Below are 24,431 nucleotides of genomic sequence, written 5' to 3'. Positions count from 1 at the left end.
CGACTTCCGATGGTGATGCTGCTCACAAAGGCTGTGACGCCGGTGATGCCACCCGTCGTGCGGATCCGGCCGCGTTAACCCCGGCCCGTACCATGGGGACCGTGACTGCCCAGCCTGACGACACCGGTACGACGACCGCCGTAGAGACCAAGCGTGTGCTGCTCGCGGCGCCGCGGGGGTACTGCGCGGGCGTGGACCGGGCCGTGGTCGCGGTGGAGAAGGCCCTCGATCTGTACGGGCCGCCCGTGTACGTGCGCAAGGAGATCGTGCACAACAAGTACGTCGTGCAGACCCTGCAGAAGCGTGGCGCGATCTTCGTCGACGAGACCGTCGAGGTGCCGGAGGGGGAGACCGTCATCTTCTCCGCACACGGTGTCGCCCCGGTGGTCCACCAGGAGGCGGCCGCGCGGCAGTTGAAGACGATCGACGCGACCTGCCCGCTGGTGACGAAGGTGCACCACGAGGCGAAGCGGTTCGCCGCGACCGACTACGACATCCTGCTGATCGGTCACGAGGGTCACGAGGAGGTCATCGGTACCTCCGGCGAGGCCCCGGAACACGTGCACCTCGTCGACGGCCCTGACGACGTACCGAACGTCACCGTCCGCGACCCGGAGAAGGTCGTCTGGCTGTCGCAGACCACGCTCTCCGTCGACGAGACGATGGAGACGGTACGCCGTCTGCGCGAGCGATTCCCGCACCTGCAGGACCCGCCGAGCGACGACATCTGCTACGCCACGCAGAACCGTCAGGCCGCGGTGAAGAAGCTTGCCCCGGAGGCCGACCTGATGATCGTCGTCGGCTCCCGCAACTCGTCGAACTCGGTGCGCCTGGTCGAGGTCGCGGTCGAGCACGGCGCGAAGGCCGGCTATCTGGTCGACTACGCCGACGAGATCGACGAGGCCTGGCTCGAGGGCGTCGACTCGGTCGGCGTCAGCAGCGGCGCGAGCGTCCCCGAGGTGCTCGTCCGCGACGTACTGCGCTGGCTCGCCGAGCGCGGCTACGGCGACGTCCAGGAAATCACCACCGCGGAGGAGAGCCTCACCTTCGCCCTCCCCCGCGACCTCCGCACCGACCTCAAGGCTGCCGGCCTCCCCACCACCGGCACCTCGGACCACGCGTGGACTATCTGACCGTCACCCGAGTGGTCTTGGTGACCGGCTTCCAGCCGCTCGCGCTGCAGTAGTTGACCGTGTACTTGAAGGTGTAGGTGCCGGCCTTCGCGTACGTGTGGGTGCCTGACGCGTTGGGCAGCCCGGCGTCGTTCATCAGCGTGTAGGTCTGGTTCTTGCTGATGCGCTGGGTTCCGCTCACGCAGTTGACCGCGCCGGCGTCGGAGCCGCTCTGCTGACCGTCACCGAAGAAGTACTGCGTCCCACCCAGCAGGTCGACGAAGTCGGTGCCCGAGGTCGAGAGCGGTCGGCCGTTCTCGCCGGTCGGCACCAGCGTGCTCCCCGACAGCGTCACCTTGAAGGTCACGCTGCGGCCCTTGACGGTCGATTTCAGCGAAACGTGCACGCCGAGCGGCGGCGCGACCGGCGGCGTGACCGGCGTGCTCGACGTCGTGCTCGACGGCGGGTTGCCCGTGGTCCGGGTGGAGGGCGGCGGTGTGTTCGGTGTGTTCGGCGTGTGGACCGCGTTGCTCGCCGAGTTCATTGTGCCCGAGGTCGTCGGCACCGCGGAGGTGGGCGCCGGTGTGACGATCGTCGTCGGCGCGCTCGGTGAGTTGGACACCGGCGGGCGGCCGTTGACGTCGGTGACGTTGGTGATGGCAAGGGCCACGGCGACAACGGCGGCGGCGGCCAGTACGACAGCACCGGCAGTGCGGCGGCGTCGTACCGTCCGGACCCGGGCGAACACGGCCTGGCTGGGCACCGTGCTCGGCGGCGGCGGATCGGCAACGAGCTGCTCGAACTTCTGCTTGAGATCGTCAGTCATGGTCAGGCCTCCTTCTGGACCGGAGTGGAGATCGCGGTGATCAGCTCGTGCTCGCGGAGTCGGGCCAGCCCGCGGGAGACGCTCGACTTGACGGTGCCGACCGAGCAGCCCATGATCTGCGCGATCTCGGCCTCGGGCAGGTCTTCGAAGTACCGCAGGACCAGCGCTGCGCGGGTACGGCGCGGCAGCGTTGCGAGCGCCCGCAGCAAGAGATCCCGGTCGTCGATCGACCCGTACTGCTCCTGCGCCCGGTGCTCGGGCAACTGCTCGGTCGGTGTCTCGCCGCGCCACTTCCGGCGCCACCACTGCGTGCTGGTGTTCACCATCACGGTCCTGGTGTAACTCTCCAGCGCGGCGCTGCTGCGCAGGGAGTTCCGGTGGAACCACACCTTGGTCAGAGCGCTCTGCACCAGGTCCTCGGCCTGGTGCCATTCACCGGTCAGCAGATACCCGAACCTCTGCAGTGCGGTGAACCGGCCGTCCACGAACTCGGCGAATTCGTGGTCGCGTCCTGGATCCATCCCAACCCCCATCTCGTTCAACTCGGTCAGACTTGAGATGCCCGAGCGGGCAGGAAAGGTTGAGCGCCGATGCGGACGGATTTCAGACCGCGTCGTACTGCGTCTGCGCCTTGCTGATTGCCGGCATGTGGGTCTCGGCCCAGTCGGTGAGGACCGTGATCGGCTCGATCAGCGAGGCGCCCATCGGGGTGAGCGTGTAGACGACGCGCGGCGGGATCTCGGCGAAGACCTCGCGGCCGACCAGCCCGTCGCGCTCCATCCGGCGGAGCGTCTGGGTGAGCACCTTCGGCGCGACCCGGCCGATGCCGTCGCGCAGCTCGGTGAAGCGGAGCGGTCCGTCGCGCAACAGCAGGACGACGAGCACCGTCCACTTGTCGCCGATCCGGTCCAGGATCACCCGGGTCGGGCAGTCCGGGTCGAACACGTTGCCTTTGGTTACCACAAGGTACTTATAGCACGTTGAAGTAGCCAGTTACCAATAGATACCTTTGGCGGCGATCGCAGACGAAAGGACAACGATGAAGATCGCGGTGTACGGAGCAAGTGGCATGGTCGGGAGCCGGATCGCGGCGGAGGCGGTGAGTCGCGCGCACGAGGTGATCGGTGTCACGCGTTCGGGCGGCGAGCTTCCGGCCGGCGTACGCGCGGTGCGGGCGAACGCGGACGACGTCGCATCGGCCAAGGAACTGGCAGCCGAGTCGGACGCGCTGGTCGCGGCGATCGGGCCGAGCCGGACCGGCGGCGACCACCAGGATTACCTGGACGCGGTCGACAACCTGATCGCCGCTGTACAGGGGACGGCGACCCGGTTGATCGTGGTCGGCGGCGCCGGCAGCTTGGTTGTCGACGGCAACCGTGTGGTGGACGGCCCGGACTTCCCGGCCGAGTACAAGAACGAGTCGCTGACCGTCTCGCAGGCGCTCGAGAACCTGCGTGCGAGCGACGTCAACTGGACGATGCTGTCCCCGGCCTTCGTGATCGCCCCGGGTGAGCGGACCGGCGTCTTCCGCCTCGGCCAAGACGAGCCGGTCGGCGACCACATCTCCGCCGAGGACTACGCCGTCGCGCTGCTCGACGAGCTGGAGAACCCGGCGAACAACCGCAAGCGCTTCACGCTGGGGTACTGAGCGGCTTGCCCAGGTACCCGCGGGCCAGCATCGTCACCCACTGGTAGACGGCGTCCTCCGCGGGTGCCAGCGGACCCGGCCGGAAGTGCGGGGACTCCGCGCCGCGCTGGACCGATTCGCACGCGGCCCAGTCCTCGCGGTTCGTGATGTCCCAGAACTCCACGGCGTACGACGGATCCGTGACCTCGGGCCGGAAGTACCACGAGCACTCGATCGCGGTCAGGCTCGGCGTCCGCGGCTCCATGCGATGCGTCATCACGTAGTCGGGGTGCAGTGAGATCAGCAGGTTGGGGAACAGTCCGAGGTAGTTGACCCGCCGCGGATCGACGCCGTCGATCATGACCCCGTGGGACCGGCCGTCGAGCGACATCGTCTCGGCGTCCGGTCGCAGGTCCATCAACCCGCCGACCCAGGCGCCGGGCAGATTCCAGTTGTCGCCCGACGTCGGTGGTGACACCTTGCACAGCTCGGGATGGATCAGCGGGCAGTGGTAGCACTCGTGGTAGTTCTCCACGATCGTCTTCCAGTTCGACGCGACGTCGTACGCGTGCCGCGCCTTCAGTACAAGGGTTTCCGGCGCGTACGGCGCGACCAGTTCGGTGAGCCCGCCGACGTGATCGGCGAACGACGTCGCTGTGCCGGTCGCGTTCACGAACAACCAGCCCTGCCAGACCTCCGCCGGCAACTCGACCAGACCATACGGTTTGGTATGGAAGGTCTCGCCCATCCGCGGGGCGGTCTTCACCGAGCCGTCGAGCTCGTACGACCATCCGTGGTACGGGCAGACGACGGCCCGGCGATCGCTGGTCTCGTCGCGCTGCAGCAGTTCGTGGCCGCGATGCCGGCAGGTGTTCGCGAACGCCCTCGGTCGCTCGCCGAACGTCACGATCGTTGCGATGTCGCCGACCGTCACCTCGCGGTACGTCGTACCGTCGGACAACTCGTCGACGCGGCCGAGGCAGGTCCAGGTGCCGGCGAAGAAGTGCCGGCGTTCCCACGCCAGGACGGCGGGATCGGTGTACGCCTCGCGCGGCAGCATGACCGATTCGCCATGCGGCCGCAGCGAAGCCTCCAGGGCACGGGCGTCGAGCGGAGTCATCTACCAACTATCGGGCGAACTCCACATACTTGCCCAGCACGTAGTCCCAGCCCGTGTCGTAGCCGACGCGCGCCCGGGCGCCGTCGCCGCGGCGTTCCCAGCCCGAATGCACGAGTTGTACTTCGGTGCCGTCGCCGGTCGGCGTGAACGTGACGATCACCTGACCGGCCTCGGCCGGATCGCCGCCCGGATGCCAGCTGAAGCCGACCGTCGTCGGCGGATCCCAGTCCGACACCGTGCCCCAGGTCGCGAGCTCGCCCTCGGCGCCGTACTCGACGATCCGGCCGCCGACGGCGCCTTCGATCCGGACCTCGCTCGCCGCAGCCTCGCCCACCGAGTGGCTGAACAACGGCCACCACGCCGACGTCTCCGCGGTGAAAGCCTCGAACGCCCGCTCGACGCCGACCGGCACGACAACGGTCTTCACCAAGGGTGAGATGTCCTGCTTCACACTCATGTCCGTTCCTCCTCGGTTCGCCTGACGTGGTCGGCGTACGCATCGAGAGCGTCGCCCCAGAACCGGTCGAGCCAGCTGCGCAGCTCGTCGAGACCGGACTGGTGGACCCGGTAGATGTTCCGGGTGCCGCGCGACTCGTGCCGCACCAGACCGACCGCCCCGAGCACCTTCAGGTGCTGCGAGATCGCGGGGCGGCTGACGGGCACGCGCTCGGCCAGAACACCGACCGAGCACGGCCCGCCGGTCCGCAGTGTCTCGAGGATCACCCGGCGCGTCGGGTCGCCGAGCGCGTCCAGCACGGGGCCCGCCGCTTCGAGTGATCCGTAAGTTCCCACGAACGGTAAGTTGCCACTAACGAAGCGAGGAGTCAAGCCTCAGTTGAACGGATCGAGGATCAGGCCGGCCTGCTGCGGGTTGCCGTCGTGGACGAGCGCCTCGTGATTGCCGACGTCGTCGAAGGCGAACCCGTACGCGCGCCCGTCGGCCATCTGGGCGTGGATGTTCTTCGAGTACTGGTTGGTGACCGCGTCCTGATAGAAGTTCGAGTCATTCGGGTCGGGCTGGTTCGGGTTCGACAGCAGCGTGGAGCGGTTGTAGCCGGCGCACAGCGTGCGGGAGATCGGCCCGCGGACCTGGTCGTTCGGTGCGTCGAGCAGGTTGAAGCAGCCGAACACGCTGGCCGAGTCTGGCTTCTGGAACGACGTGACGACCGCTCCCGAGCTGTTCGTGAAGTTCATGACGTTGCCGGAGACGCGAGCGAAGTACTTCGTGTTGGGCTGGTCGCCGAACGGCGTGACGGTCAGCGTTTCCGAGCTGTACTTCGACCACACGCGGTTGATGTAGTCGTCCATCGCGCTTGCGGGCAGTGCCCCGGTCTCGACGCCGTACAACGGGGAGAGTGCCCGGAGTTTCGAACCGTCGGGTGCAGTCTGGATCAGGCCGCCCCATCCTGCGGCGGAGAGTGCGTTGTAGACGGCGTTGTAGCCGCCGGCCTTGAGGTGGCCGGTCGTGTTCCCGTTGACGCTGACGGCATACGGCGCGGAGAACATGTCGACCTGTGTGCTGTTGATCCACAGCCCGCCGTCGTTCAGCGTGTACTCCGACCAGCTGAACAGGATGTTCCGGTTGGGATCGCTCGGGTTCTGTACGGCGGGCTGCACCAGGCCGCCCGTCGTCAGTTTGAACACGAGCTTCTGGCCGTACGAGAAGTACACCCGGCCGGAGAACTTCGGCATCTGGATCGTCACGGACTGCCCGTTGCCCGGTCCGGCGATCGACGCGTCCGGCGCCGGGGTGGGCGGGTTGCCGCCGGCCGGCCAGGCGTGGAACGTGCCGCTCGCATCGGCCCAGCCCTGCTGTCCGGTGGCCAGGTTCGTGCCCAGGTTGTAGATGTAGACCGCGTCGCCGCGGCCCGAGTTGTTCGTGATCGTCAACGGGATCGTCGCCGGGACGGCAGCATCCGCCGACCGGTCCGCGTGCGCCGACAGCACGCCGGCCACCGTCGCGGCGGCCGCGACGACAGCCAGCATTCGTGTTCTGAACCGCATGGTTCCTCCTCACGTCGGCCCCCCGAGAGAGCGCTCTCATCGTGTCGTGAGGTGACCACCGACTGTCAACAGCCCACCACTGTCGGCTTTCCGACAGCTACGCCGCCAGACAGCTGTGCCGCCAGACAGCTGTGCCGCCAGACGGCTATGCCTCGAGACAGCTGTGCCTCCGGCGCGGCTACGCCTCCGGGATGCCTTCGCCGGTGAGGCCGTCGATGGATTCGCGGATCAGGTCGGCGTGGCCGGTGTGGCGGGCGTACTCCTCGATCAGGTCGACCAGGATGTAGCGCAGACTCGGCGACTCGCCGCCGCGCCCGGTCCACTGCGCGAGCTGGTCGACGCCGCCGTTGGTGACCACTTCTGCGACCGCGGCCCGGGAGCGCTCGACGGATGCCTCCCACAGCGCCATGAGTTCCTCTGGCGAGTCGTCCGCCGCGCTGTGCCATTCCCAGTCCGGGTCGGCGTCCCAGTCGGCCGAGTCCCACGGTGCGCCGAGCTCCCGGCCGAGCAGCCGGCGGGTGAAGTACTCGTCCTCGACCAGCGCGAGGTGTTTGAGCAGTCCGCCCAGTGTCACCGTCGACGGCGGGTGCTGCTTGCTCAGCCCGGCCGTGTCCAACCCGCCGCACTTCCAGGCGAAGGTACGGCGGTTGCGCTCGAGCGCACCCAGCAGCGTGTCGGCTTCGGTGCCGGCGACCGGCGGTCCGGTGAGGATGTCCATGCCGAGGAGGCTATCCGTGGTTCCGGACGATCACCTTCCGGAACATTTACCCGGCCTGAGTGGGCGGCCAATGTCTGGTGGGCTCCGGGTCCTCGATGGCCAGGAACTCGGGCGCGGTGAGCGGCCGGACCGAGGCCTCGATCGACTCCATCGCGGTCAGCTCGGACTCGGTGACGTGCAGATCGCGGAGCTTCCGCGCGGTGATGAAGACCCGGCGCTCGAACGAACCGACCGTACCGTTGTAGGCCTCGACCGCGGACGTCAGCGACCGGCCGACGCGACCCAGATGCTCGCCCATCGTGCTGAGCCGCTCGTACAACTCCCGGCCGAGCTCGAACACCTGCTGTGCAGACTCGGTCAGCGCCGACTGGTTCCACGCGTACGCCGCCGCGCGCAGGGTCGCAATCAGCGTCGTCGGCGTCGCCAGGATCACCCGGCGCTCAGCGGCGTACTCGAGCAGGGAGGGCTCCGTGTCGAGGGCTGCGGAGAGGAACGACTCACCGGGCACGAACAGGATCACGAACTCCGGCGACGGCGACAGCCGCGTCCAATACGCCTTCGACGACAGCTGATCGACGTGCGTCCGCAGATGGCGTGCATGCGCGCGCAACCGATCCTCGCGGTACGACTCGTCGTCGGACTCGCTCGCATCGAGGAACGCGGCGAGCGGCACCTTCGAGTCGACGACGATGTTCTTGCCCTCGGCAAGCCTCACGACCAAGTCGGGCCGCAGGACGCCGTCCTCGCCGAACGTCGTCGTCTGCTCGGTGAAGTCGCAGTGCGCGACCATGCCGGCCAGCTCGACCGTACGTCGCAGGTGCAGCTCGCCCCATCGTCCGCGCACCTGGGGTTTTCGCAACGCGGTCGACAACGACGCCGTCTCGCGACGCAAGGCCTCGCCGCTCATCCGCACTTCGTTGACCTGTTGATGCAGCTGGCTCTGCCAGGCCGCGCGGCCTTTCTCGAGCTGATTCAGCTGCGCGTGCAGGCGATCCAGCGCATCCTTGACGACGGCCTGTCCGCCCATCTGCTGGCCGACGGACGTCCGCTCCTGGGTCAGCTCGACGACTCGATCCTCGGCCGCGTCGCGCTCGGCCGTGATCCGCGCGAGCTTGGCGCCATCGCGACCGCGCACCCACAGCACGCCGAACGCAGCACCCAGCAGCAGCCCCACCGCGAGGAAGAGCAGCACCAACAACACCGTCGTACCGGACATGTCACTGATAGTGCCGAAGCCCACCGACAGTTTTTGAGAACTACCCCTGGTGTCGGGGTGTCGCCTCGATGACGAAGGACAGACCGGCCGTCGCAACGATGTCCGTCAGCTCGAGCTCGGCCGCGGCCAGTAGGGCCCGGTAGTCGTCCGTGCTGCGCTCGCGCCCTCCGGTCATGATCAGCATGTTGACGTCGGAGAACGCCGTCGCCACGGCGTCGGGGGAGCGGTCGAGCAGTTGCTCCACCAGGAGCACGCGACCGTCGTCGGTCACGGCGCGGCGGCAGGTGCGGAGGATCTGGATCGACTCGGCGTCCGCCCAGTCGTGGATCACCGACTTCAGGACCAGTGTGTCGCCTGAGGGGACGCTGTCGAAAAAGTTGCCTCCGACGACTGTGCAGCGGTCTGCGACTCCGGCGAGCAGGTCGCCGGCACCGGCCACCACATCAGGCTGGTCGAACAGCACCCCTTCGACCGACGGATTGCGCTCGAGGATGCCGGCCAGCAATCGCCCGCGGCCCCCGCCGATGTCGACAACGGTGCGGCAGCGGCTGAAGTCGTACGCGGCGACGACCGCGTCGGCCACCACATCCGACCGCGACGTCATCGCCGCGTCGAACGCTGCCTGTTCGTCCGGATGCTTGGCGCGGTACTCCCAGACTGGCTCCCCGTGCACCGCCGGGAAGGCCGTCTCGCCGGTGCGGACGCTTTGTTCGAGCCCGGCGTACGCCGTCCAGTGCGACCCCGTGCCGATGAACCGGGCCCAGCCCGCGACCGAGCGTGGTGCGTCGACCCGCAGCGCTGCGCCGAGCTCGGTATTCGCGAAGCCCTCACTGTCGGCCGTGTAGAGGCCCAGTGCGGTGAGCGCGTGCATGAGCCGGGCCAGCGCCTGCTCGTCGGCACCGGTGGCTGAGGCCAGCTCGGTCAGGCTCTTCGGTCCGGCCGCGATCAGGTCGCTGAGGCCGAGCCGGGCGGCGACGTGGATCGCCTGTGTGACCTGGTACCCGGCGGCCAGGCGGTGAAGCTCCTGCGAAGCATCCATGGCGCATTGTGCGCCGCCGGCGGTCAGCAGTCCATGGCTGCGAACGTGTAGCCCTGGGCCTTGAGCTGCGGGAGGACCTTGTCGAGGGCCGCGACGGTCTGCGCGCGGTTGCCGCCGCCGTCGTGCATCAGGATGATGTTGTGGTTGTGCGTGTGGGTCATGATGTTGTGCACGATCGCGTTCGTCCCGGGGCGGGCCCAGTCGCGCGGGTCGACGTCCCAGAGCACCTGGACCATCCCCGCGGCCTTGATGTCGGCGCGGACCTTCGGGTTCGAGGCGCCGTACGGCGGACGGAAGCAGGTCGAGTGCGGTCCGTCGAAGATCTCGTGGTGCCGCTTGGCCGCGGACAGAATGGTCAGCTGCGGGTGCGTGATCGAGTGGCTGCCGATCGTGTTGCCGGCAGCAAGCACCTGCTCGCGCAGCCCCGGGTGCGCGGTCTGCATCGCGCCGAGTTCGAAGAATGTCGCGTGGGCGCCGTACTTGGCCAGCACCTGCAGCACCTTCGGGGTCCAGACCGGGTCCGGTCCGTCGTCGAAGCTGAAGAACAGTACCTTTTTGTTGCCTGTGGCAATCGCCGCGGTCGGGTCCGGCGCCGGTTTGCGTGGCGTCGACGGCGGTGCGTTCAGCGTCGGCGTGTCGGTCGGCGTCGGCGACGGCGTGGTGGATGTGGAGGTCTGCGTGGTTGCCGCGGTCGGCTCCGGCTGGCGTTGATGGCCGAGCGCCAGGACCAGTAGCGATCCGACGACGACAGCCAGTGCAACACCGGTCGCGACGAAGGCGGCGAACTTTCGCGACATCATGCTCCCCTTGCGAATCAGGCGGTTGTTCCCCAGCAACAGCTCCCGCTCAGGAGCCTCACATCACTGAAGACGCCTTACCCGTCAGCATGGTTGGCGTCGTGATGTTGCGGTGCGATCTCGACTGTTGCGGCCGTGCCCCGGTGGTACAGCCGGCCCTCGAGCGACTTCACACTGGCGACCAGCACGAAGCTCATGCTGACCAGCAACGACCACGCGCCGAACTTCGCGGGGTGCACGAGATGCCACACGTTGACCTGGTCCGGGTAGTTCCAGGCGTCGAGGAACGTGCCGGCGTTCTCCGCGATCCACAGGAAGAATCCGATCAGCGCGAACGAGACCGCGAGCGGCATGCGGTACCGCCGTACGCCGACGGTGAAGAAGACCCAGGTACGGCGCAGCACGATCAGCAGACCGAGCGCGATCGGGATGCGCAGGTCGGGCAGCCACTGATGGGTGAAGAAGTTCGCGTAGATCAGCACCGCGAAGATCGTGGTCAGGAACGGGCGGTAGTTGCTGACGCGGAGGTCGAAGCGTCGCCAGGCCTGACACAGGTAGCTGCCGACCGCGGCGTACATGAACCCGGCGAACAGCGGTACGCCGGCGATCTTCGTCACCGCGTCACCCGGGTACTGCCACGAGCCGACGCGGACCTTGAAGAGTTCGAGCCCGAGCCCGATCAGGTGGAACCCGAAGATCACCGCGACCTCGCGCCACGTCTCCAGGCGCACCAGCCAGAACAGCAGCGTCAGGCCGAGGCAGTAGATCAGCAGGGCGTCGTACCGGGCGATCGGCAGGTCGACGTACTTCGAGATGGCCAGACCCGCGAACAGGAACGCGGGGAACAGGCAGGACACCAGTTCGAGGCAGCCGAAGCGTAGGAATTGCAGGCACGCGAACACGAAGCGTGAGGGAATCCCGACGCGGTCCGTCCAAGTGGTCACAGACTGGAGACGTTGCTTGCGAACGCCTGGTTGGGACAAATAGGAACAGCCTTGGGAGGTGGCGCGATGGATCCGAAGGTTGTGTACGAGACCGACCGGCTCGTGGTGCGCGATTGGGTGGACACCGACGGGGACCGGGTGTTCGACATCTACCGGCGGTGGGAGGTCTCGCGCTGGCTGGGCGCCGAGCCGCGCGTCATGACCGACCGCGACGCGGCCGGCCGCACGATCCAGCGGTGGAACGAGCGCAACCGCGACGCGACGTACGGCGTGTGGGCCGTCGAGGAGCGCCTCACCGGGACGGTCGCAGGGACTGTGTTACTGGTGCCGCTGCCCGATCCGTCGGACGGGACGCCGGGGCGCGGTGAGGTCGAGGTCGGCTGGCATTTCCACCCCGACGCGTGGGGCCGCGGGCTGGCGACCGAGTCGGCGCGGGGTGCGATCTCGCACGGTTTCAGGGCGGGGCTCAGTGAGATCTACGCGGTGGTGCGCCCGGACAACGTCGCCTCGCTGGCCGTCTGCGGGCGGCTGGGCATGCGTTCACTGGGCCGCGTCGAGCGCTGGTACGGCGCCGCCCTGGAGGCATTCGTCCTCTGACGATTGGGGTACTTCGGTGTTCGCCGCGTAACCTTGACGCCCGTGGCACTCACCATCGGAATCGTCGGGCTCCCCAATGCGGGCAAGTCCACCCTGTTCAACGCGCTGACCAAGAACGACGTGCTCGCCGCGAACTACCCGTTCGCGACCATCGAGCCGAACGTCGGGGTGGTCGGCGTACCGGATGCGCGGCTGGGCAAGCTGGCCGAGCTGTACGACTCCGCGAAGGTGATCCCCGCCACCGTCCAGTTCGTCGACATCGCCGGTATCGTCCGCGGCGCGTCGGAGGGCGAGGGGCTGGGCAACAAGTTCCTCAGCCACATCCGCGAGTCGGATGCGATCTGCCAGGTCACCCGGGTGTTCCGCGACGACGACGTCACCCACGTCGACGGCAAGGTCTCGCCGTCCGACGACATCTCCACGATCCAGACCGAGCTGATCCTCGCCGACCTGCAGACCGTCGAGAAGGCGATCCCGCGGCTGGAGAAGGAGGCCCGGCTGAAGAAGGAGTCGGTCGCCGTCCTGGACGCGGTCCGGGAGGCGCAGAAGCACCTCGAGGCCGGTACGCCGATCATCGCGACCGACGTGGACCGCGACGCGATCCGCGAGCTGATGCTGATGACGGCGAAGCCGTACCTTTACGTCTTCAACTGCGACGCCGACGAACTCGCCGACGAGTCGTTGAAGCAGCAGATGCGGGACCTGGTCGCGCCGGCCGAGGCGATCTTCCTCGACGCGAAGTTCGAGGCCGAACTGGTCGAGCTCGGCGACGAGGACGAGGCGCGCGAGATGCTGTCGGAGATGGGCATCGAGGAGCCCGGTCTCGACGTACTGGCGCGGGTCGGCTTCGACACCCTCGGCCTGCAGACGTACCTGACCGCCGGCCCGAAGGAATCCCGCGCCTGGACCATCAAGCGCGGCGCCACCGCCCCCGAGGCCGCCGGCGTCATCCACACCGACTTCCAGCGCGGCTTCATCAAGGCCGAGATCGTCTCCTTCGACGACCTGATGGAAGCCGGCTCCATGAACGCCGCCCGCGCCGCCGGCAAGGTCCGCATGGAAGGCAAGGACTACATCATGCAGGACGGCGACGTGGTCGAGTTCCGCTTCAACGTCTGACCAGCAGCTCGACTGCTCGGGAACCTGCACGAGCTGGACGATCGACTACGCCGGGTGCGGGCCTACGTCCATCGGGGACCACTCGCCCTCGGCCGGCTCGTCCGGCGAAGCCAGCCCGGACAGCAGGATGTCTAGGCAGCGCCGGGTCTCGGTGACGAACTGCTGGAGCATCGGCAGCACGTCGTACGTCGTGTCCCGGTAGGCGACTTGTACCTTCATGGCTGGGCGCAGGATCAGCTGGCCGGCCATGCGGATCGGCGCTCCTGCATGGATCGTTCCCAGCACAGCGCCGTCACCGAACTTGATGTCCGAGCGCATCTCTACGCGTGGCACAGCAGTGGTGTCGTGATCCTCGTACTCGAAGGAGCCACCGAGGTTGATTGCCTGCAGGTCGGCCGAGACCGTCAAGATGTCGCGATGCTTGTCCTGGATGTCGAGGTCGTGGAGCATGGGGAGCATCGACACGGCCCCAGCAGGCATGTAGGTGAACGGTTGCAGGATCCGCAGCCGCTCCTGAAACTCCGGGTGGATGTCGCCTACCCAGTCGTCGAGTGCCTTCTTCCACTGCTTCTCTTCGGTACAGATGGGAAACGAGACCGATCTGGGGCGGGTGGGTTCTGTGTCATTGAAGTGCGCCATGCCCCACGCCACGGCATCGAACGCGCTCCGGAGGTTGTGGAGGGCATCGCCGAGGTCGAGCGACCACTCGTGTTTGGGAATCCCTTTCGGGACTCGAGCGACGAGGTCGATCCCCAGCCGGTCCCCACGCAGCACACCATCGACTGAGACCGGGGCGCTGGCATGCCATTCGGTGAACTTGGACTGCAGGAGCGCAACATGAGAGCTTCCACGGCTCCACTTGAGATCCGGCCAGGTCGTGAAGTTGATGCCACCGACCAGCCGGATCGGCTCGGCGAACGGCGGTTGACTGTCTTCTCCCCGGGGATCCTCTGGCACGAAATAAGCATGGCAGTCGGCACCGACAAGCTGTGACCGCCCGCGAGCGACCCGCCGCTCGCCTCGGTAGCTCTCGCCGGTTCCGCCGGGCACTCGCCCGTCCTCGGGTGGCTTCGTTCCCGTCCAGAGGTACTCCCCGTGCGCTTCGATCGTTGAGCTGTGTCCATGATCCTGCCCCGCATTCAGAAGACTTCAGCTTCACCGTGTAGGACTTACGACATGGCAGACCTGCAGCAGTTCGAAGACGCCTACGACCGGGCTGAAGCCGGTTATATCAGCGCACTGCGTGCGGATCGTCCGCGGGCGGAGTTGGTGGAGATGGCGGGCGCGGTGGCGGCCGCGGCGGCTGACTTCAACACCGAGGCGTATCGCGCCCTCCACACCGCAACTGGTGACGATCGCGAAGAACTCGACCGACTGACTGACCTGACCGAAACCCTCAGCGAACTCTGGACCGACATCCACACCGCGTACCAGGGCCGCTAGACCTGCAAGGTATGTCGGTCGTCGCTGGTAGAGCTGGTGTCCGCCGTCGAGTTGGCCGGAGGAGGCCGTGATGCGGGAACGACCGCGTGTGGTGGTCAGTGTGGGGGCCAGTGTCGACGGGAAGGTTGCGCTTACCCGGGACGCGCTCTTGATGCACCAGCCGAGCTCGGAGCTGTGGGCGGGGATGACGCCGCCGGTTGCCGATCCGGTCTCGATCGATGTTCTCGAGGTGGTCCGGCAACAGTACGGCTGCAATGCCATCCTCGAGGGCAGCGGCAGCCTCGTGACCGAGGACGAGACGCCGGCGGAGTTGCCGACGTACGGCGTTGACAGCGCCGAGCTCTATCAGCACTTCCTTCCACCGGACATCATCGGACTGCCATCCCCGCCGCACATGTGGTTCACCGTCGTCGACAGCCGCGGACGCGTGCGCTGGACCGAGAAACATGAGGACTGGGACGTGCTGGTGCTGGTGGCGCGGTCGACTCCGGCCGACTACCTCGGCTATCTCCGCCGCGAGCGGATCTGCTACCTCGTCGCCGGCGAAGACCGAGTCGATCTGTCAGAGGCGATAGCCGCTATGGGCACCGAGCTCGGCATCACGTGCGTCCTGTCGAACGCGGGCGGCGGCATCAACGGCGCGTTGCTGCGGGCAAACTTGATCGACGAACTGCACCTGACTCTCGCCCCCGCCCTGATCGGCGGCCTCGGCACCCCATCAATCATGGACGGCCCACCCCTCACCCCCGGCGAGCCACCAACCCGATTGCAGCTGCTCTCGGCCCACACCGATTCCGCCGGCTCCGTCCGCCTCCACTACACCGTCATCGCAAGCTGACCGTTTCTCGGGCAGGATGTGGTGGTGCTTACTCCGATTCTGGCGACCTCGGATCCGTATGCGGCTGCTGACGAGTTTGTGGCGAGCGGGTGGACGCTTGCCTACTCGACGCCGAAGGACTCGGACGATCCGATGGCTGTTGTGGAGTTGCACGGTGGACAGGTGATGCTCGGCGTGGACTCGGAGCAGTTCCTGCCGGCGGATGAGCGTGACCATCGCGGTGCGGGAGTGCAGTTCTACGTGGAAGTGCCGGCGGACGCGATCGACGACGTACATGCAGGCCACCAACAACCGGGCCCGATCCAGCAGCGACCGTGGGGCGTTCGGTCGTTCGTCGTGAAGCTCGCGGACTACAACTTCATGATCGCGACCGAGCAGGGTTGAGGTCAGTGTGAGGCTGCTATCTGTTGGGCTGCTTCGTGGACCAGGGTTATGAGGTCTGGGGGAGCTAGGACTATGGCGGCGCCGGCTTGGGCTAGGACGGCGGCTTGGGCTTCTTGGGGGTTTTCGAGGTCGGTGTGGATGATCCACCAGTTGTTGTCGGCGGGGAGCATCGGGTGGGTGGGGCGGAAGCGGCGTACGGCGTGGTCTCGGACTTTGAGGGTGATGGGGTAGGTGGGGCGGGAGGCCTGGAACTCTCGTTGGGATTGGGTCCAGTAGGCGGCGAGGTCGAAGTCGGGGGGTCTGGTGAAGGGCGTGGTGGTGAGGGTGGCTGAGGTGAGGCGGGAGAGGCGGTAGGTGCGGAGGCGGCCGTCGGTGCGGGCTGCTACGAGGTACCAGGTACGCGCCTTGGCCACGAGACCCAAGGGATCGACTTCGAATGGTTCAGTGCCGTCTGCATAGATGATCGCCAGCCGCATCTCCTCCCAGACGGCTTCGCGGCAGAGGGATAGCCAGTGGGGGGTTTCGCGGCGGTCGTCCCAGCCGGCGTGGTCGATGAGGAGGCGTTGGCGGGCGTACTCGGCTTCGCGGCGGGTGGCCTCAGGTAGGGACGCGATCAGCTTGGTGACGGCCAGGTCGCTGGAGGCATCCAGGCCGAGGTCGGCGAGCACGTGGGCGGTCGCGCCGACGAAGACCGACATCACCTCGGACGGGGTGAGACCGGTCAGGCGGGTCCGGTAGTCGGGCAGGAGCGCCCAGCCGCCGCGGCGGCCGCGGATCGAATAGATCGGGACGCCGGCCAGGCTCAGGACCTCGAGGTCGCGCTGGATCGTGCGCGGGGAGATGTCGAGCGCCTCCGCGAGCTGCGCGACCGTCGTCTGGCCGCGGGTCTGCAGGTGCAGCAGCAGTCGGAGGAGCCGTTCGGCGCGCATATCTCGACTATCTCAGGAAAATAAGCCATGGATGGGCGTCTTTTCTTCCTACGGTCGCCCACATGACTGCAGTCCAGGTCGACAACCTCTCGATGTCCTACAAGGCCCCGGTCCGCAAGGGCGGCCTCCGCGCGGCGCTCGGCTCGCTGGTGCACCGCGAGTACAAGACTGTCCAAGCCCTCGACCAGATCTCGTTCACGATCGCGCCAGGTCAGGTGTCCGGTTTCATCGGACCGAACGGCGCCGGCAAGACCACCACGATGAAGATCCTCTCCGGGATCCTGCACCCCACCGGCGGTGAGGTCCGCGTCCTCGACACGATCCCTTGGCAACGTCGCTCGACCTTCCTCAAGCGGATCGCGTTCGTCCGCGGCAGCCAACCGGTCGGCGGATCGCAGGAGCTGACCGTGATGGACTCCCTCGAATACCAGCGCCTGCTGTACGACGTCCCGCGCCCCACCTTCCGCCGTACGCTCACCGACCTCGAAGCGCTCCTCGACCTGGAACCGCTGCTCGAACGACAACTCCGCGCCCTCAGCCTCGGCGAACGCATGCGGGTCGGCCTGGCGATGGCGCTCAGCTACCGCCCCGAGGTGCTGTTTCTCGACGAGCCGACGATCGGCCTCGACGTCAGCGCCGCGAGCCAGATCCGCGCGTTCGTCTCGGAGTACGTCGAGCAGACCGGCGCGACCGTGCTCCTGACCAGCCACTACATGGCCGATGTCGCGTCGCTCTGCCCGCGCCTGATCCTGATCGACCACGGCAAGGTCCAGTACGACGGCCCGCTCGCGGAGCTGTCCGCGCGACTCTCGCCGTACAAGCTCATCCGCGTCTCCACTCAAGGGGATCCGACCACGTTCGGGGAGGTGGTCGAGAAGGCCGACGGGCAGTGGGTACTGCGGGTGCCGCGGGACGAGGTGGCGGCGACCACCGGACGGTTGCTGCAGGCAATGGAAGTCGTGGACCTCGCGGTGGAGGAACCGCCGCTGGAGAAGGTCATCGACCAGGCCTACCGTGAGGGGCTGCGATGAGAACCGCAGTACTGCTCGGGTTTCGGCTCCGCCAAGAAGTGCTGGAGTGGTCCGGCGCGTGGTGGTTCCTGCTGACGCTCGTCGTGCAGGCGGTCGTCGCACCGCTGATCGGGCTGTTCGTGTGGTCGGCCGTCTACCCTGATGATCCGGTTATCGCGCGGTACTACGTCGCGGTCATCCTGGTGACGCTGATGACCGAGTCGTTCGAGCAGCACACGTTCTCCGAGCGGATCTACGACGGGACGCTGAGCCACGAGCTGCTCCGCCCGCAACCGGTCGTGATCGGCGTCATCGGGATGAACCTCGCGATCCGGGCCTGGCTGACGTTGCTCGGGGCACCGATCGTGCTGCTCACCGGGATCGCGTTGCACGTCGGCTTCGACTGGTCGGCGGTGGTGCGCAGTGCGGCGTACCTCCTGCTGGCCGCCGTCCTCGTGTTCCTGTGGACCTTCCTGTTGGCGCTGACCGCGTTCTGGACCGATCGCGTGCACGCGGTCGTCGGCTTCGGCAGCCAGTTGGTGTTCCTCTTCGGCGGTACGGCGGCGCCGATCGGACTGCTGCCGGATACGTGGCGCCGGGTCGCTGAGGTGCTGCCGTTCTACGGGATGAATGGTCTGCCGGCCGAGATCGCTTCCGGGGGCAGCGGCTCGATGGTCTATCAACTGATCTGGGTGGTGGTGCTGGTGGCTGTGGTCACGGTCGTTTGGCGGATCGGCGTACGGCGGTACACGGCGGTGGGATCATGAAGCTGCTCCGGCTGGTGGGAGTTGGGTTCTCGATGGCGCTGCGGCGCAGCGTGGCGTTCCGGGTCAACCTGGTGTTCGACGTACTGCTGGCGTTCACCGGCCTTGGTACGGCGGTGGCGGCCGTGCTGATCGTGTTCACCCGAGCGGACAGCCTGGCGGGGTGGTCGAGGTCAGAGTTCCTGGTGCTGATCGGGACCTATCAGTTGATCACCGGGCTGCGCGGGACGTTCATCGATCCGAACCTGTCGTGGTTCCCCGAGACCGGCATCCGGAACGGGAAGCTCGACGCGTATTTGTTGCAGCCGGCATCAAGTCTGTTCCTTGCCAGCCTGTCGTTGTCGTCACCGCTCGCGCTGATCCAGCTCGTGCTGGGCGTCGGTGTGTTGGGCTGGGGGATCAGTGCTCAGCCGCTGAGCGTCGCCGGGGTGATCAGTTGGCTGGTGCTCGTCGTGGCGGGACTGGTGGTGACGTGGGCGTTGAGCGTGCTGCTCGCGTGCCTGGCGTTCTGGGCGCCGAAGCTGCAGCTGGACGTGTTCTTCCACTCCGCCTGGCAACTCGGCCGCTACCCGACCGACGTATTCGCCCGTCCGATTCGCGTGGTCCTCACCTACGTCTTCCCGATGGCTCTGATCGCCTCGGGCCCGTCGGCCGCGCTGTTGCGAGGCCCGCGGGTGGGGGTAGTGGCAGGCGGCTTGCTTGCGGCTGGGGGTGCTGCGGCGTTGGCGGGGTTGGCCTGGCGGGCTGGGCTCCGCCGCTATACCGGGGCGACCTCATGATGCGTGCCCAAGAACGGGAGGTGGTTCCGGTTTCGGCCTCCTCCTGCCGGTCGGCAGGCGTGAACTGGCATATGCGTATATGACTACGTCCTGTTCTTGTGCACGGTAAAAGCAGTCGCCGGGCTGTTCGTGGACGGCTAGCGTCGCGGGCATGGTTGATGCTTTGTTCGGGGTGCCTCGGTTGGTGGCGATCTACGACGCGCTGGAGACGGGGCGGGGGGATCTGGAGCACTACGTCGCGATGGTGGGGGAGTTCGGGGCGCGGCAGGTGCTGGATGTGGGGTGTGGGACGGGGGAGTTGGCCTGCTGGCTGGCTCGGATCGGGGTGGAGGTCGTTGGGGTGGATCCGGCGGAGGCCTCGTTGGAGGTTGCTCGGGGCAAGGAGTTTGCCGATCGGGTGCGGTGGATCCACGGGGATGCGACGACGTTGCCGCCGCTGCAGGTGGATCTCGCGGTGATGACCGGGAACGTGGCGCAGGTGTTCCTGACCGATGCGGAGTGGTCCGCGACGCTCGACGGCATACATGCGGCGTTGAAGCCCGACGGGCGGTTCGTGTTCGAGACGCGGGATCCGGCGCGGCGGCAGTGGGAGGAGTGGACGCGGGAGCCCACTCATCAGGTGCTGCCGGTCCCGAGCGGTGGGACGGTGGAGTTCTGGAGCGAGCTGGTCGACGTCGAGCTGCCGTACGTGACGTTCCGGGGTACCTACGTGTTCTCGTCCGACGGCGCCGTCCTCACGTCGGAGTCGACGTTGCGGTTCCGGGAGCGCGACGAGGTCGAGGGCTCGCTGGCGACGGCCGGGTTCGTGGTCGACGACGTACGCGAGGCTCCGGACCGGCCGGGCAAGGAGTGGGTCTTCGTCGCTAGGCGGCAGTGAGCAGCGCAGTCAGTGTGTGGTGAGCGGTGCGGGACATGACCGGGTTGGTCTCGACGTAGTACCAGAGGCAGCCGATCGCCTGGGCGAACGACCAGCCCATCCCGCGGCGCCATTCGGTGTCGTCGCTGCCGAGAGCGGTACGGAAGGCTGCGCGTGCTGTCGGGTCGAGCAGGTTCCACGCCGGCTGGAGATCCATCGCGGGGTCGGAGACGGTGAACGTGCCGACGTCGATGACGCCCGCGAGCCTGCCGTCCTTGACCAGGAGGTTGCCGGGCATCAGGTCGCGATGCGTCCAGGCGTCGGGCTCGGTGCGCGGCGTCGTACGGAGGTCGGCCCACAGCCGGGCGAGTCCGTCGACGTCGATCATGCCGCGGCTGCGCTCCAGCCCGTCGGCGACGTACTCGTCCTGCGAGGTGAGTACGCCGCCACGCCAGGAGCCGGCGAACACCCGTCCCTCGGTCGGCTCCGCGCGCAACGCGAGGACGAACCGCGCCAGATCCTCCGCGAACGCAGCCGATCCGGCGACGTCGACGTCGTACGCGATCGTCCCGTCGATCCAGGTGTAAATACTCCAGGGCTGCGGATAGTCGAGGCCCGGCGCGCCGATCGCGATCGGCTCCGGGGTCGGGTACGGCGAGATGCGCCGCAACCGCCGCGCTGCATCGGCCTCGTCTTCAAGCTCAGCCCGGACCGCAGCGGCATCACTGGGCAGGATCGGGAACCTCGCCACCAGGTCGTCGCCGATCCGGAACAGCGCGTTGACCGTCCCGTGCGACGACACCGAGCGGACTGCTAGCCCGCTCCACTCCGGGAACTGCGAGCGGACCAGTCCCTCGACCAGCTCGACGGTCACGTCCAGTTGACCCGCATGCATCACCACGCGCAGCAGTATCCGGGAGGCATCCGGCTACTGCACGTCAATTAGCAGAGCCGGGGCGACGCGCGCCGACCCGATCCCGCGGTCCGGTTTGCCCAGCCGGAACCGCACCTTGCCCTTCAACACCAACCCCGATTCGGCCTGCCCCCGCCGACAGTTCTCAGTGGGAGGCGAGCGGGCGAGCTCGGTCCGTGGCGAGGCGGACTGCGAAGACGGCGAGCGCGGTGCCGGTGAGGTAGCGGTGGATGCGCATCCAGGTCGGGCGGCGGGACAGGAACACCGCGACAGAGCCGGCCGTGATCACGAAGACCGCGTTCATCACGACGCCGACGATCAGCTGGGTGAGGCCGAGGACCAGGCTCTGCACACCGAGATGACCGCGGGACGGGTCGAGGAACTGGGGGAGCAGCGAGATGTAGAGGATCGCGATCTTCGGGTTGAGCAGGCAGGTGAGCAGGCCCATGCCGAACAGTTTGCGCGGGCGGTCGGGCTCCAGCTCCTGCGTGGCGAAGACCGACGCGCCGCCAGGGCGGAGCGCGTTCCACGCGAGCCAGAGCAGGTACGCCGCGCCGGCGAGCTTCAGCGTGAGGTAGATCTCGGGGACCAGCGCGAACAGGGTCGCGAGGCCCGCGCTCGCCGCGAGCAGGTAGCCCAGGAAGCCGATACCGACGCCGGCCAGCGAGATCAGGCCGGCCCGGCGGCCCTGGGCGATCGAGCGGGACACCAGGTAGATCATGTTCGGCCCCGGCACGATCACCAGACCCAGCTCGACCAGCGCGATCCCGATCAGTGCCTCGTTGCTCACCAGCATTCCGTCTCCTCCCTCGGCGTACCAGGAACTTAACAGCGGGGCTCGTGCGGCGGCCGGGGTTTTCCACAGGTGAGATCGGCGGTATTCCACTCGCGGTTCGTGTTCACCCTCGGTTAGCGTGGGGTGCGTACGCCTGACGGTTTGTGAAGGAGACGGTATGAGCGACAAGTCCAGCGAGCCGGCGGACGATCTGCAGAAGAAGTTCCGGGAAGCGCTCGAGAAGAAGAACGCCGGGAAGCACTCGCATCCGGGATCCGGAGTGCGTGGGCAGGGCGTCGGCGACGCGCACAACGACAAGCAGAAGCGCCAGTTCAGGCGCAAGTCCGGCAGCTGAGTTCCGCCAACTGTCCATCCATCCGCATGAGCCCCGGGTTACCGCCCGGGGCTCGACCTTTTGCAGCACCCTTTGGAGGCCAGAAAGTGGAGCCTGGGCTCGACTAGAGTCGGATGGGTGAGTGCTCCGCTGCATTTCGTGGTGAAGACCCGGCTGGTTGAAGTGGTCGAGGGCCTGGGCGAAGGTGCGGCGTTGCCGCCGGAGCGGGTGCTCGCGAAGGAGTTCGGGGTCTCCCGCTGGACGATGCGCCAGGCGATCCGCGAGTTGATCGCGGACGGGCGACTGCGGGCGCGGCAGGGGCAGGGCACGTTCGTCGCGACGCCGAAGCTGGTGCAGCCGCTCGCGCTGGTGAGCTACACGGAGGCGCTCCGGGCGCAGGGTCATACGCCGGGGCGTGAGGTTGTGGTGTTCGACGAGGTTGTCGCGGATGGGGTGCTCGCGGAGCAGCTCGGCATCGACGAGGGGGAGCCGGTGCATCGGCTGGAGCGGGTGCTGTTCGCCGACGGGCAGCCGATCGGGCTCGAGACGACGTACCTCGCCGTCGAGCGCTTCCCGACGTTGAAAGAGGTGCTGGACCCGACCGGCTCGCTGTACCGATGCCTGACCGATCAGCTCGGGGTGCGCTTCGGCGAAGGCGAGGAACTCGTCGAGACCGTCATCGCCACCCCTCGCGAGGCCGAACTCCTGAAGGCCACCCAGTCGCTCCCGATGCTCCTCCTGCACCGCACCAGCCGCGACGCCACCGGCCGCCCGATCGAAGCGGTCCGCTCCCTGTACCGAGGCGACCGAGTCGGCTTTCGCGCCACCCTCCGTCCCTGACCCAGCTATTCGCCGCGGGTCATCGTGCGGTTGATCACTTCGCATGGCCTCTTCATTGGTCCGGACCAATCTGCGGTTCGACGAGAGGAGGGGTGTGCGGGTGGTTGTGGTGGGTGGCGGCGCGAAAGGCACGACGACACTGCCGATGCTCGTTCACACCAAGGGCATCGTCATGTTCGACTACCAGGCGCCTGCGTAATCGCAGTCGTCCAGATCGCGCTCTCGCTCGGGCTGTACGCCGTACTGCCATCAGATCCGACCATCGATCACCTCAGGCAAGCGTTGTCGGGTGACGAGTTGGCCTCGTTGTCGGTGAGCCTGCAGACCGCGTTCCTGAGCGGCCTGCTCGCGGTCGTCTTCGGGACCTGGGGAGCGATCGCCGCTTACAGCACCCGCTTCGCAAGGCTCGCGGACGCGATGCATCACCTGCCGATCGCCGTACCGTCGGTGGTGATCGGGCTCGGCCTGCTGGTCGCGTTCTCCCGGCAACCGCTGCTGCTGCCCGCGATCTCCTCGGCGGCCGGACTGTCGGTCGTGTTGTCGATGGGTGAGGTCGGCGCCACGATCATGGTGTACCCGGCGTCGTGGCGGACGTTGCACAACCGTCGTACTCGTCCTCATCCTCAACCGCCTGCGAGGCTGCGCCGCCGAGCGCTGACCGGGCCGGCAGCAGGTCGATGCCAGGGTGATCAGTTCGCGCCGACGGACTCGAGCAGGTCGGCCAGCCGGCCCAGCTCGGGATCCCAGCCCAGGTGGTGGTTGGCGGCGTCCTCGGCACTCGCGAAGCCGGTGTGGCTGAGCACCATTCGGGTGCCGTCGGCAACCTCGGTCAGCTCGACCTCGACCCGGGTCGGCTCGTCCTCGGTGCCGTCCCACCGCCAGCTGAACACCAGCCGGTGCGGCGGCTCCACCTCGAGATAGGTGCCGCGGACGACATGCGGCCCCATCTCGACCACGTAGTCGCCGCCGGACCGGACGTCCGCCTGCACCTTCAGCTCCAGCTTCGGGTTCGGGCAGTACCACTGGGCCAGCAGCTCGACGCGCGTCCAGGCGTCGTACACCCGTCCGATCGTTGCCGGAAGCACCCTTTCGATCCGGATCTCAGTGTCCATCGTCGTCCCCTCGCAAGAGTTCTTCCAGCCGGTCCACGGTGCTGTTCCAGTACGTCGTGAGGTCGCCGAGCCACTGCTCCACCTCGGAGAACGCCTCCGGCCGGAGCGTGCACACGACCGTCCGCCCGACCCGCCGCCGACGCACCAGACCCGCGTCCACCAGCACGCCGACGTGCTTGGTGATCGCGGGTGGGGTGATCCGGTGCGGCTCGGCGAGCTCGCCCATCGTCGCGTCGCCCCGGCTCAGCCGGCTCACGATCGCCAGCCGAGTCGGGTCCGCGAGCGCTCCGAACGTTTTCGGCAGCCCAGTCAGCACCTGCAACACTTCACCAGTT

General features: G+C 67.6%; 32 protein-coding genes. 13 read left to right on the top strand and 19 right to left on the bottom strand.

From position 1 onward, the window contains the following. Positions 1–92 precede the first annotated feature (92 nt). Complete coding sequence (locus OHA10_RS02615; protein ID WP_371404558.1) at positions 93–1,133, top strand: 4-hydroxy-3-methylbut-2-enyl diphosphate reductase; 1,041 nt, start codon at positions 93–95, stop codon at positions 1,131–1,133. Here OHA10_RS02615 and OHA10_RS02610 read toward each other — a convergent pair. The 3 genes from OHA10_RS02610 to OHA10_RS02600 all read right to left on the bottom strand — a co-directional run bounded on the left by OHA10_RS02610 (position 1,126) and on the right by OHA10_RS02600 (position 2,901). Continuing rightward, a complete protein-coding gene (locus tag OHA10_RS02610; protein WP_371404557.1) occupies positions 1,126–1,938 on the bottom strand; it encodes a hypothetical protein in 813 nt (270 codons plus the stop codon). The genes OHA10_RS02615 and OHA10_RS02610 overlap by 8 nt on opposite strands. A 2-nt stretch (positions 1,939–1,940) precedes the next feature. Next, on the bottom strand, positions 1,941–2,459 hold the full coding sequence (locus OHA10_RS02605; protein ID WP_371404556.1) for a SigE family RNA polymerase sigma factor: 519 nt from the start codon (positions 2,457–2,459) through the stop codon (positions 1,941–1,943). A gap of 82 nt (positions 2,460–2,541) precedes the next feature. Further along, the gene (locus tag OHA10_RS02600; protein WP_371404555.1) at positions 2,542–2,901 is read right to left on the bottom strand and encodes a winged helix-turn-helix transcriptional regulator; all 360 of its coding nucleotides are present in this window, start codon (positions 2,899–2,901) and stop codon (positions 2,542–2,544) included. Between the two features lie 76 nt (positions 2,902–2,977). Here OHA10_RS02600 and OHA10_RS02595 point away from each other — a divergent pair, with 76 nt between their 5' ends. Then, a complete protein-coding gene (locus OHA10_RS02595) occupies positions 2,978–3,586 on the top strand; it encodes an NAD(P)-dependent oxidoreductase (protein ID WP_371404554.1) in 609 nt (202 codons plus the stop codon). On the opposite strand, the gene OHA10_RS02590 is transcribed toward OHA10_RS02595, so the two are convergent. The 9 genes from OHA10_RS02590 to OHA10_RS02550 all read right to left on the bottom strand — a co-directional run bounded on the left by OHA10_RS02590 (position 3,570) and on the right by OHA10_RS02550 (position 11,403). Beyond that, entirely contained in the window at positions 3,570–4,685 is a 1,116-nt protein-coding gene (locus OHA10_RS02590) for an SRPBCC family protein (RefSeq protein ID WP_371404553.1), read from the bottom strand. The genes OHA10_RS02595 and OHA10_RS02590 overlap by 17 nt on opposite strands. 7 nt (positions 4,686–4,692) lie before the next feature. Beyond that, positions 4,693–5,142, bottom strand: coding sequence for an SRPBCC domain-containing protein (locus OHA10_RS02585; protein ID WP_371404552.1), 450 nt, complete (start codon positions 5,140–5,142; stop codon positions 4,693–4,695). Further along, the gene (locus tag OHA10_RS02580; protein WP_329002666.1) at positions 5,139–5,477 is read right to left on the bottom strand and encodes a metalloregulator ArsR/SmtB family transcription factor; all 339 of its coding nucleotides are present in this window, start codon (positions 5,475–5,477) and stop codon (positions 5,139–5,141) included. The genes OHA10_RS02585 and OHA10_RS02580 overlap by 4 nt, the downstream gene beginning before the upstream one ends. 39 nt (positions 5,478–5,516) lie before the next feature. Then, positions 5,517–6,689, bottom strand: coding sequence for a glycoside hydrolase family 64 protein (locus tag OHA10_RS02575; protein ID WP_371404551.1), 1,173 nt, complete (start codon positions 6,687–6,689; stop codon positions 5,517–5,519). Positions 6,690–6,867: 178 nt separating this feature from the next. Continuing rightward, positions 6,868–7,407, bottom strand: a complete 540-nt coding sequence (locus OHA10_RS02570) for a DinB family protein (RefSeq protein WP_371404550.1) — start codon at positions 7,405–7,407, stop codon at positions 6,868–6,870. Positions 7,408–7,453: 46 nt separating this feature from the next. Continuing rightward, positions 7,454–8,623 (bottom strand): DNA recombination protein RmuC, encoded by a 1,170-nt coding sequence (locus tag OHA10_RS02565; protein WP_371404549.1) that lies wholly within the window; start codon positions 8,621–8,623, stop codon positions 7,454–7,456. A gap of 40 nt (positions 8,624–8,663) precedes the next feature. Beyond that, positions 8,664–9,662 carry a methyltransferase gene (locus OHA10_RS02560; protein WP_371404548.1) on the bottom strand — a complete coding sequence of 333 codons (999 nt, stop codon included), beginning with the start codon at positions 9,660–9,662 and terminating at the stop codon, positions 8,664–8,666. Between the two features lie 23 nt (positions 9,663–9,685). After that, positions 9,686–10,462: a polysaccharide deacetylase family protein gene (locus OHA10_RS02555; protein ID WP_371404547.1), complete on the bottom strand. Its 777-nt coding sequence runs from the start codon at positions 10,460–10,462 to the stop codon at positions 9,686–9,688. A gap of 74 nt (positions 10,463–10,536) precedes the next feature. Then, positions 10,537–11,403 carry a DUF817 domain-containing protein gene (locus OHA10_RS02550; RefSeq protein ID WP_371404546.1) on the bottom strand — a complete coding sequence of 289 codons (867 nt, stop codon included), beginning with the start codon at positions 11,401–11,403 and terminating at the stop codon, positions 10,537–10,539. A 66-nt stretch (positions 11,404–11,469) separates the two neighbouring features. Here OHA10_RS02550 and OHA10_RS02545 point away from each other — a divergent pair, with 66 nt between their 5' ends. Both OHA10_RS02545 and ychF read left to right on the top strand, forming a co-directional pair. Further along, positions 11,470–12,000 (top strand): GNAT family N-acetyltransferase, encoded by a 531-nt coding sequence (locus OHA10_RS02545; protein ID WP_371404545.1) that lies wholly within the window; start codon positions 11,470–11,472, stop codon positions 11,998–12,000. Positions 12,001–12,042: 42 nt separating this feature from the next. Continuing rightward, positions 12,043–13,119, top strand: coding sequence for a redox-regulated ATPase YchF (gene ychF, locus OHA10_RS02540; RefSeq protein WP_371404544.1), 1,077 nt, complete (start codon positions 12,043–12,045; stop codon positions 13,117–13,119). A gap of 45 nt (positions 13,120–13,164) precedes the next feature. Here the strand turns inward: ychF and OHA10_RS02535 are convergent, their stop codons facing one another. Further along, positions 13,165–14,076, bottom strand: a complete 912-nt coding sequence (locus tag OHA10_RS02535) for a hypothetical protein (protein WP_371404543.1) — start codon at positions 14,074–14,076, stop codon at positions 13,165–13,167. A 219-nt stretch (positions 14,077–14,295) separates the two neighbouring features. Between OHA10_RS02535 and OHA10_RS02530 the strand changes: the two genes are divergently transcribed. The 3 genes from OHA10_RS02530 (at position 14,296) to OHA10_RS02520 (ending at position 15,784) form a co-directional block, all read left to right on the top strand. Continuing rightward, positions 14,296–14,562 (top strand): hypothetical protein, encoded by a 267-nt coding sequence (locus OHA10_RS02530; RefSeq protein WP_371404542.1) that lies wholly within the window; start codon positions 14,296–14,298, stop codon positions 14,560–14,562. Between the two features lie 70 nt (positions 14,563–14,632). Next, complete coding sequence (locus OHA10_RS02525; RefSeq protein WP_371404541.1) at positions 14,633–15,400, top strand: RibD family protein; 768 nt, start codon at positions 14,633–14,635, stop codon at positions 15,398–15,400. Positions 15,401–15,424: 24 nt separating this feature from the next. Then, positions 15,425–15,784: a hypothetical protein gene (locus tag OHA10_RS02520; protein WP_371404540.1), complete on the top strand. Its 360-nt coding sequence runs from the start codon at positions 15,425–15,427 to the stop codon at positions 15,782–15,784. 2 nt (positions 15,785–15,786) lie between these two features. On the opposite strand, the gene OHA10_RS02515 is transcribed toward OHA10_RS02520, so the two are convergent. Further along, complete coding sequence (locus OHA10_RS02515) at positions 15,787–16,713, bottom strand: helix-turn-helix transcriptional regulator (protein ID WP_371404539.1); 927 nt, start codon at positions 16,711–16,713, stop codon at positions 15,787–15,789. A gap of 62 nt (positions 16,714–16,775) precedes the next feature. Between OHA10_RS02515 and OHA10_RS02510 the strand changes: the two genes are divergently transcribed. The 4 genes from OHA10_RS02510 to OHA10_RS02495 all read left to right on the top strand — a co-directional run bounded on the left by OHA10_RS02510 (position 16,776) and on the right by OHA10_RS02495 (position 20,143). After that, the gene (locus OHA10_RS02510; RefSeq protein WP_371404538.1) at positions 16,776–17,744 is read left to right on the top strand and encodes an ATP-binding cassette domain-containing protein; all 969 of its coding nucleotides are present in this window, start codon (positions 16,776–16,778) and stop codon (positions 17,742–17,744) included. Further along, positions 17,741–18,490, top strand: coding sequence for an ABC-2 family transporter protein (locus OHA10_RS02505; RefSeq protein WP_371404537.1), 750 nt, complete (start codon positions 17,741–17,743; stop codon positions 18,488–18,490). The genes OHA10_RS02510 and OHA10_RS02505 overlap by 4 nt, the downstream gene beginning before the upstream one ends. Continuing rightward, positions 18,487–19,266: an ABC-2 family transporter protein gene (locus tag OHA10_RS02500; protein ID WP_371404536.1), complete on the top strand. Its 780-nt coding sequence runs from the start codon at positions 18,487–18,489 to the stop codon at positions 19,264–19,266. Before OHA10_RS02505 ends, OHA10_RS02500 begins: the two co-directional genes overlap by 4 nt. A 151-nt stretch (positions 19,267–19,417) precedes the next feature. After that, positions 19,418–20,143 (top strand): class I SAM-dependent methyltransferase, encoded by a 726-nt coding sequence (locus tag OHA10_RS02495; protein WP_371404535.1) that lies wholly within the window; start codon positions 19,418–19,420, stop codon positions 20,141–20,143. On the opposite strand, the gene OHA10_RS02490 is transcribed toward OHA10_RS02495, so the two are convergent. Both OHA10_RS02490 and OHA10_RS02485 read right to left on the bottom strand, forming a co-directional pair. Next, positions 20,130–21,017, bottom strand: coding sequence for an aminoglycoside phosphotransferase family protein (locus tag OHA10_RS02490; protein ID WP_371407895.1), 888 nt, complete (start codon positions 21,015–21,017; stop codon positions 20,130–20,132). The two genes, OHA10_RS02495 and OHA10_RS02490, sit on opposite strands and share 14 nt — an antisense overlap. A 163-nt stretch (positions 21,018–21,180) precedes the next feature. Then, positions 21,181–21,831: a LysE family translocator gene (locus OHA10_RS02485; RefSeq protein ID WP_371404534.1), complete on the bottom strand. Its 651-nt coding sequence runs from the start codon at positions 21,829–21,831 to the stop codon at positions 21,181–21,183. Positions 21,832–21,988: 157 nt separating this feature from the next. Here OHA10_RS02485 and OHA10_RS02480 point away from each other — a divergent pair, with 157 nt between their 5' ends. Next, positions 21,989–22,165 (top strand): DUF5302 domain-containing protein, encoded by a 177-nt coding sequence (locus OHA10_RS02480; RefSeq protein WP_157996243.1) that lies wholly within the window; start codon positions 21,989–21,991, stop codon positions 22,163–22,165. Between the two features lie 117 nt (positions 22,166–22,282). After that, on the top strand, positions 22,283–22,984 hold the full coding sequence (locus OHA10_RS02475; protein WP_371404533.1) for a GntR family transcriptional regulator: 702 nt from the start codon (positions 22,283–22,285) through the stop codon (positions 22,982–22,984). Between the two features lie 422 nt (positions 22,985–23,406). Here the strand turns inward: OHA10_RS02475 and OHA10_RS02470 are convergent, their stop codons facing one another. The 3 genes from OHA10_RS02470 to OHA10_RS02460 form a co-directional block, all read right to left on the bottom strand. Further along, a complete protein-coding gene (locus OHA10_RS02470; protein ID WP_371404532.1) occupies positions 23,407–23,586 on the bottom strand; it encodes a hypothetical protein in 180 nt (59 codons plus the stop codon). An 87-nt stretch (positions 23,587–23,673) separates the two neighbouring features. After that, on the bottom strand, positions 23,674–24,096 hold the full coding sequence (locus tag OHA10_RS02465; RefSeq protein ID WP_371404531.1) for an SRPBCC domain-containing protein: 423 nt from the start codon (positions 24,094–24,096) through the stop codon (positions 23,674–23,676). Continuing rightward, positions 24,086–24,412, bottom strand: a complete 327-nt coding sequence (locus OHA10_RS02460; RefSeq protein ID WP_371404530.1) for an ArsR/SmtB family transcription factor — start codon at positions 24,410–24,412, stop codon at positions 24,086–24,088. The genes OHA10_RS02465 and OHA10_RS02460 overlap by 11 nt, the downstream gene beginning before the upstream one ends. Positions 24,413–24,431: the final 19 nt, after the last annotated feature.

This window comes from Kribbella sp. NBC_00662, from assembly GCF_041430295.1.
In the GTDB taxonomy this organism is placed as follows: Bacteria; Actinomycetota; Actinomycetes; order Propionibacteriales; family Kribbellaceae; genus Kribbella.
The sequence above is the reverse complement of the archived record's forward strand: the minus strand, read 5'-3'. Positions and strand labels throughout refer to the sequence as shown.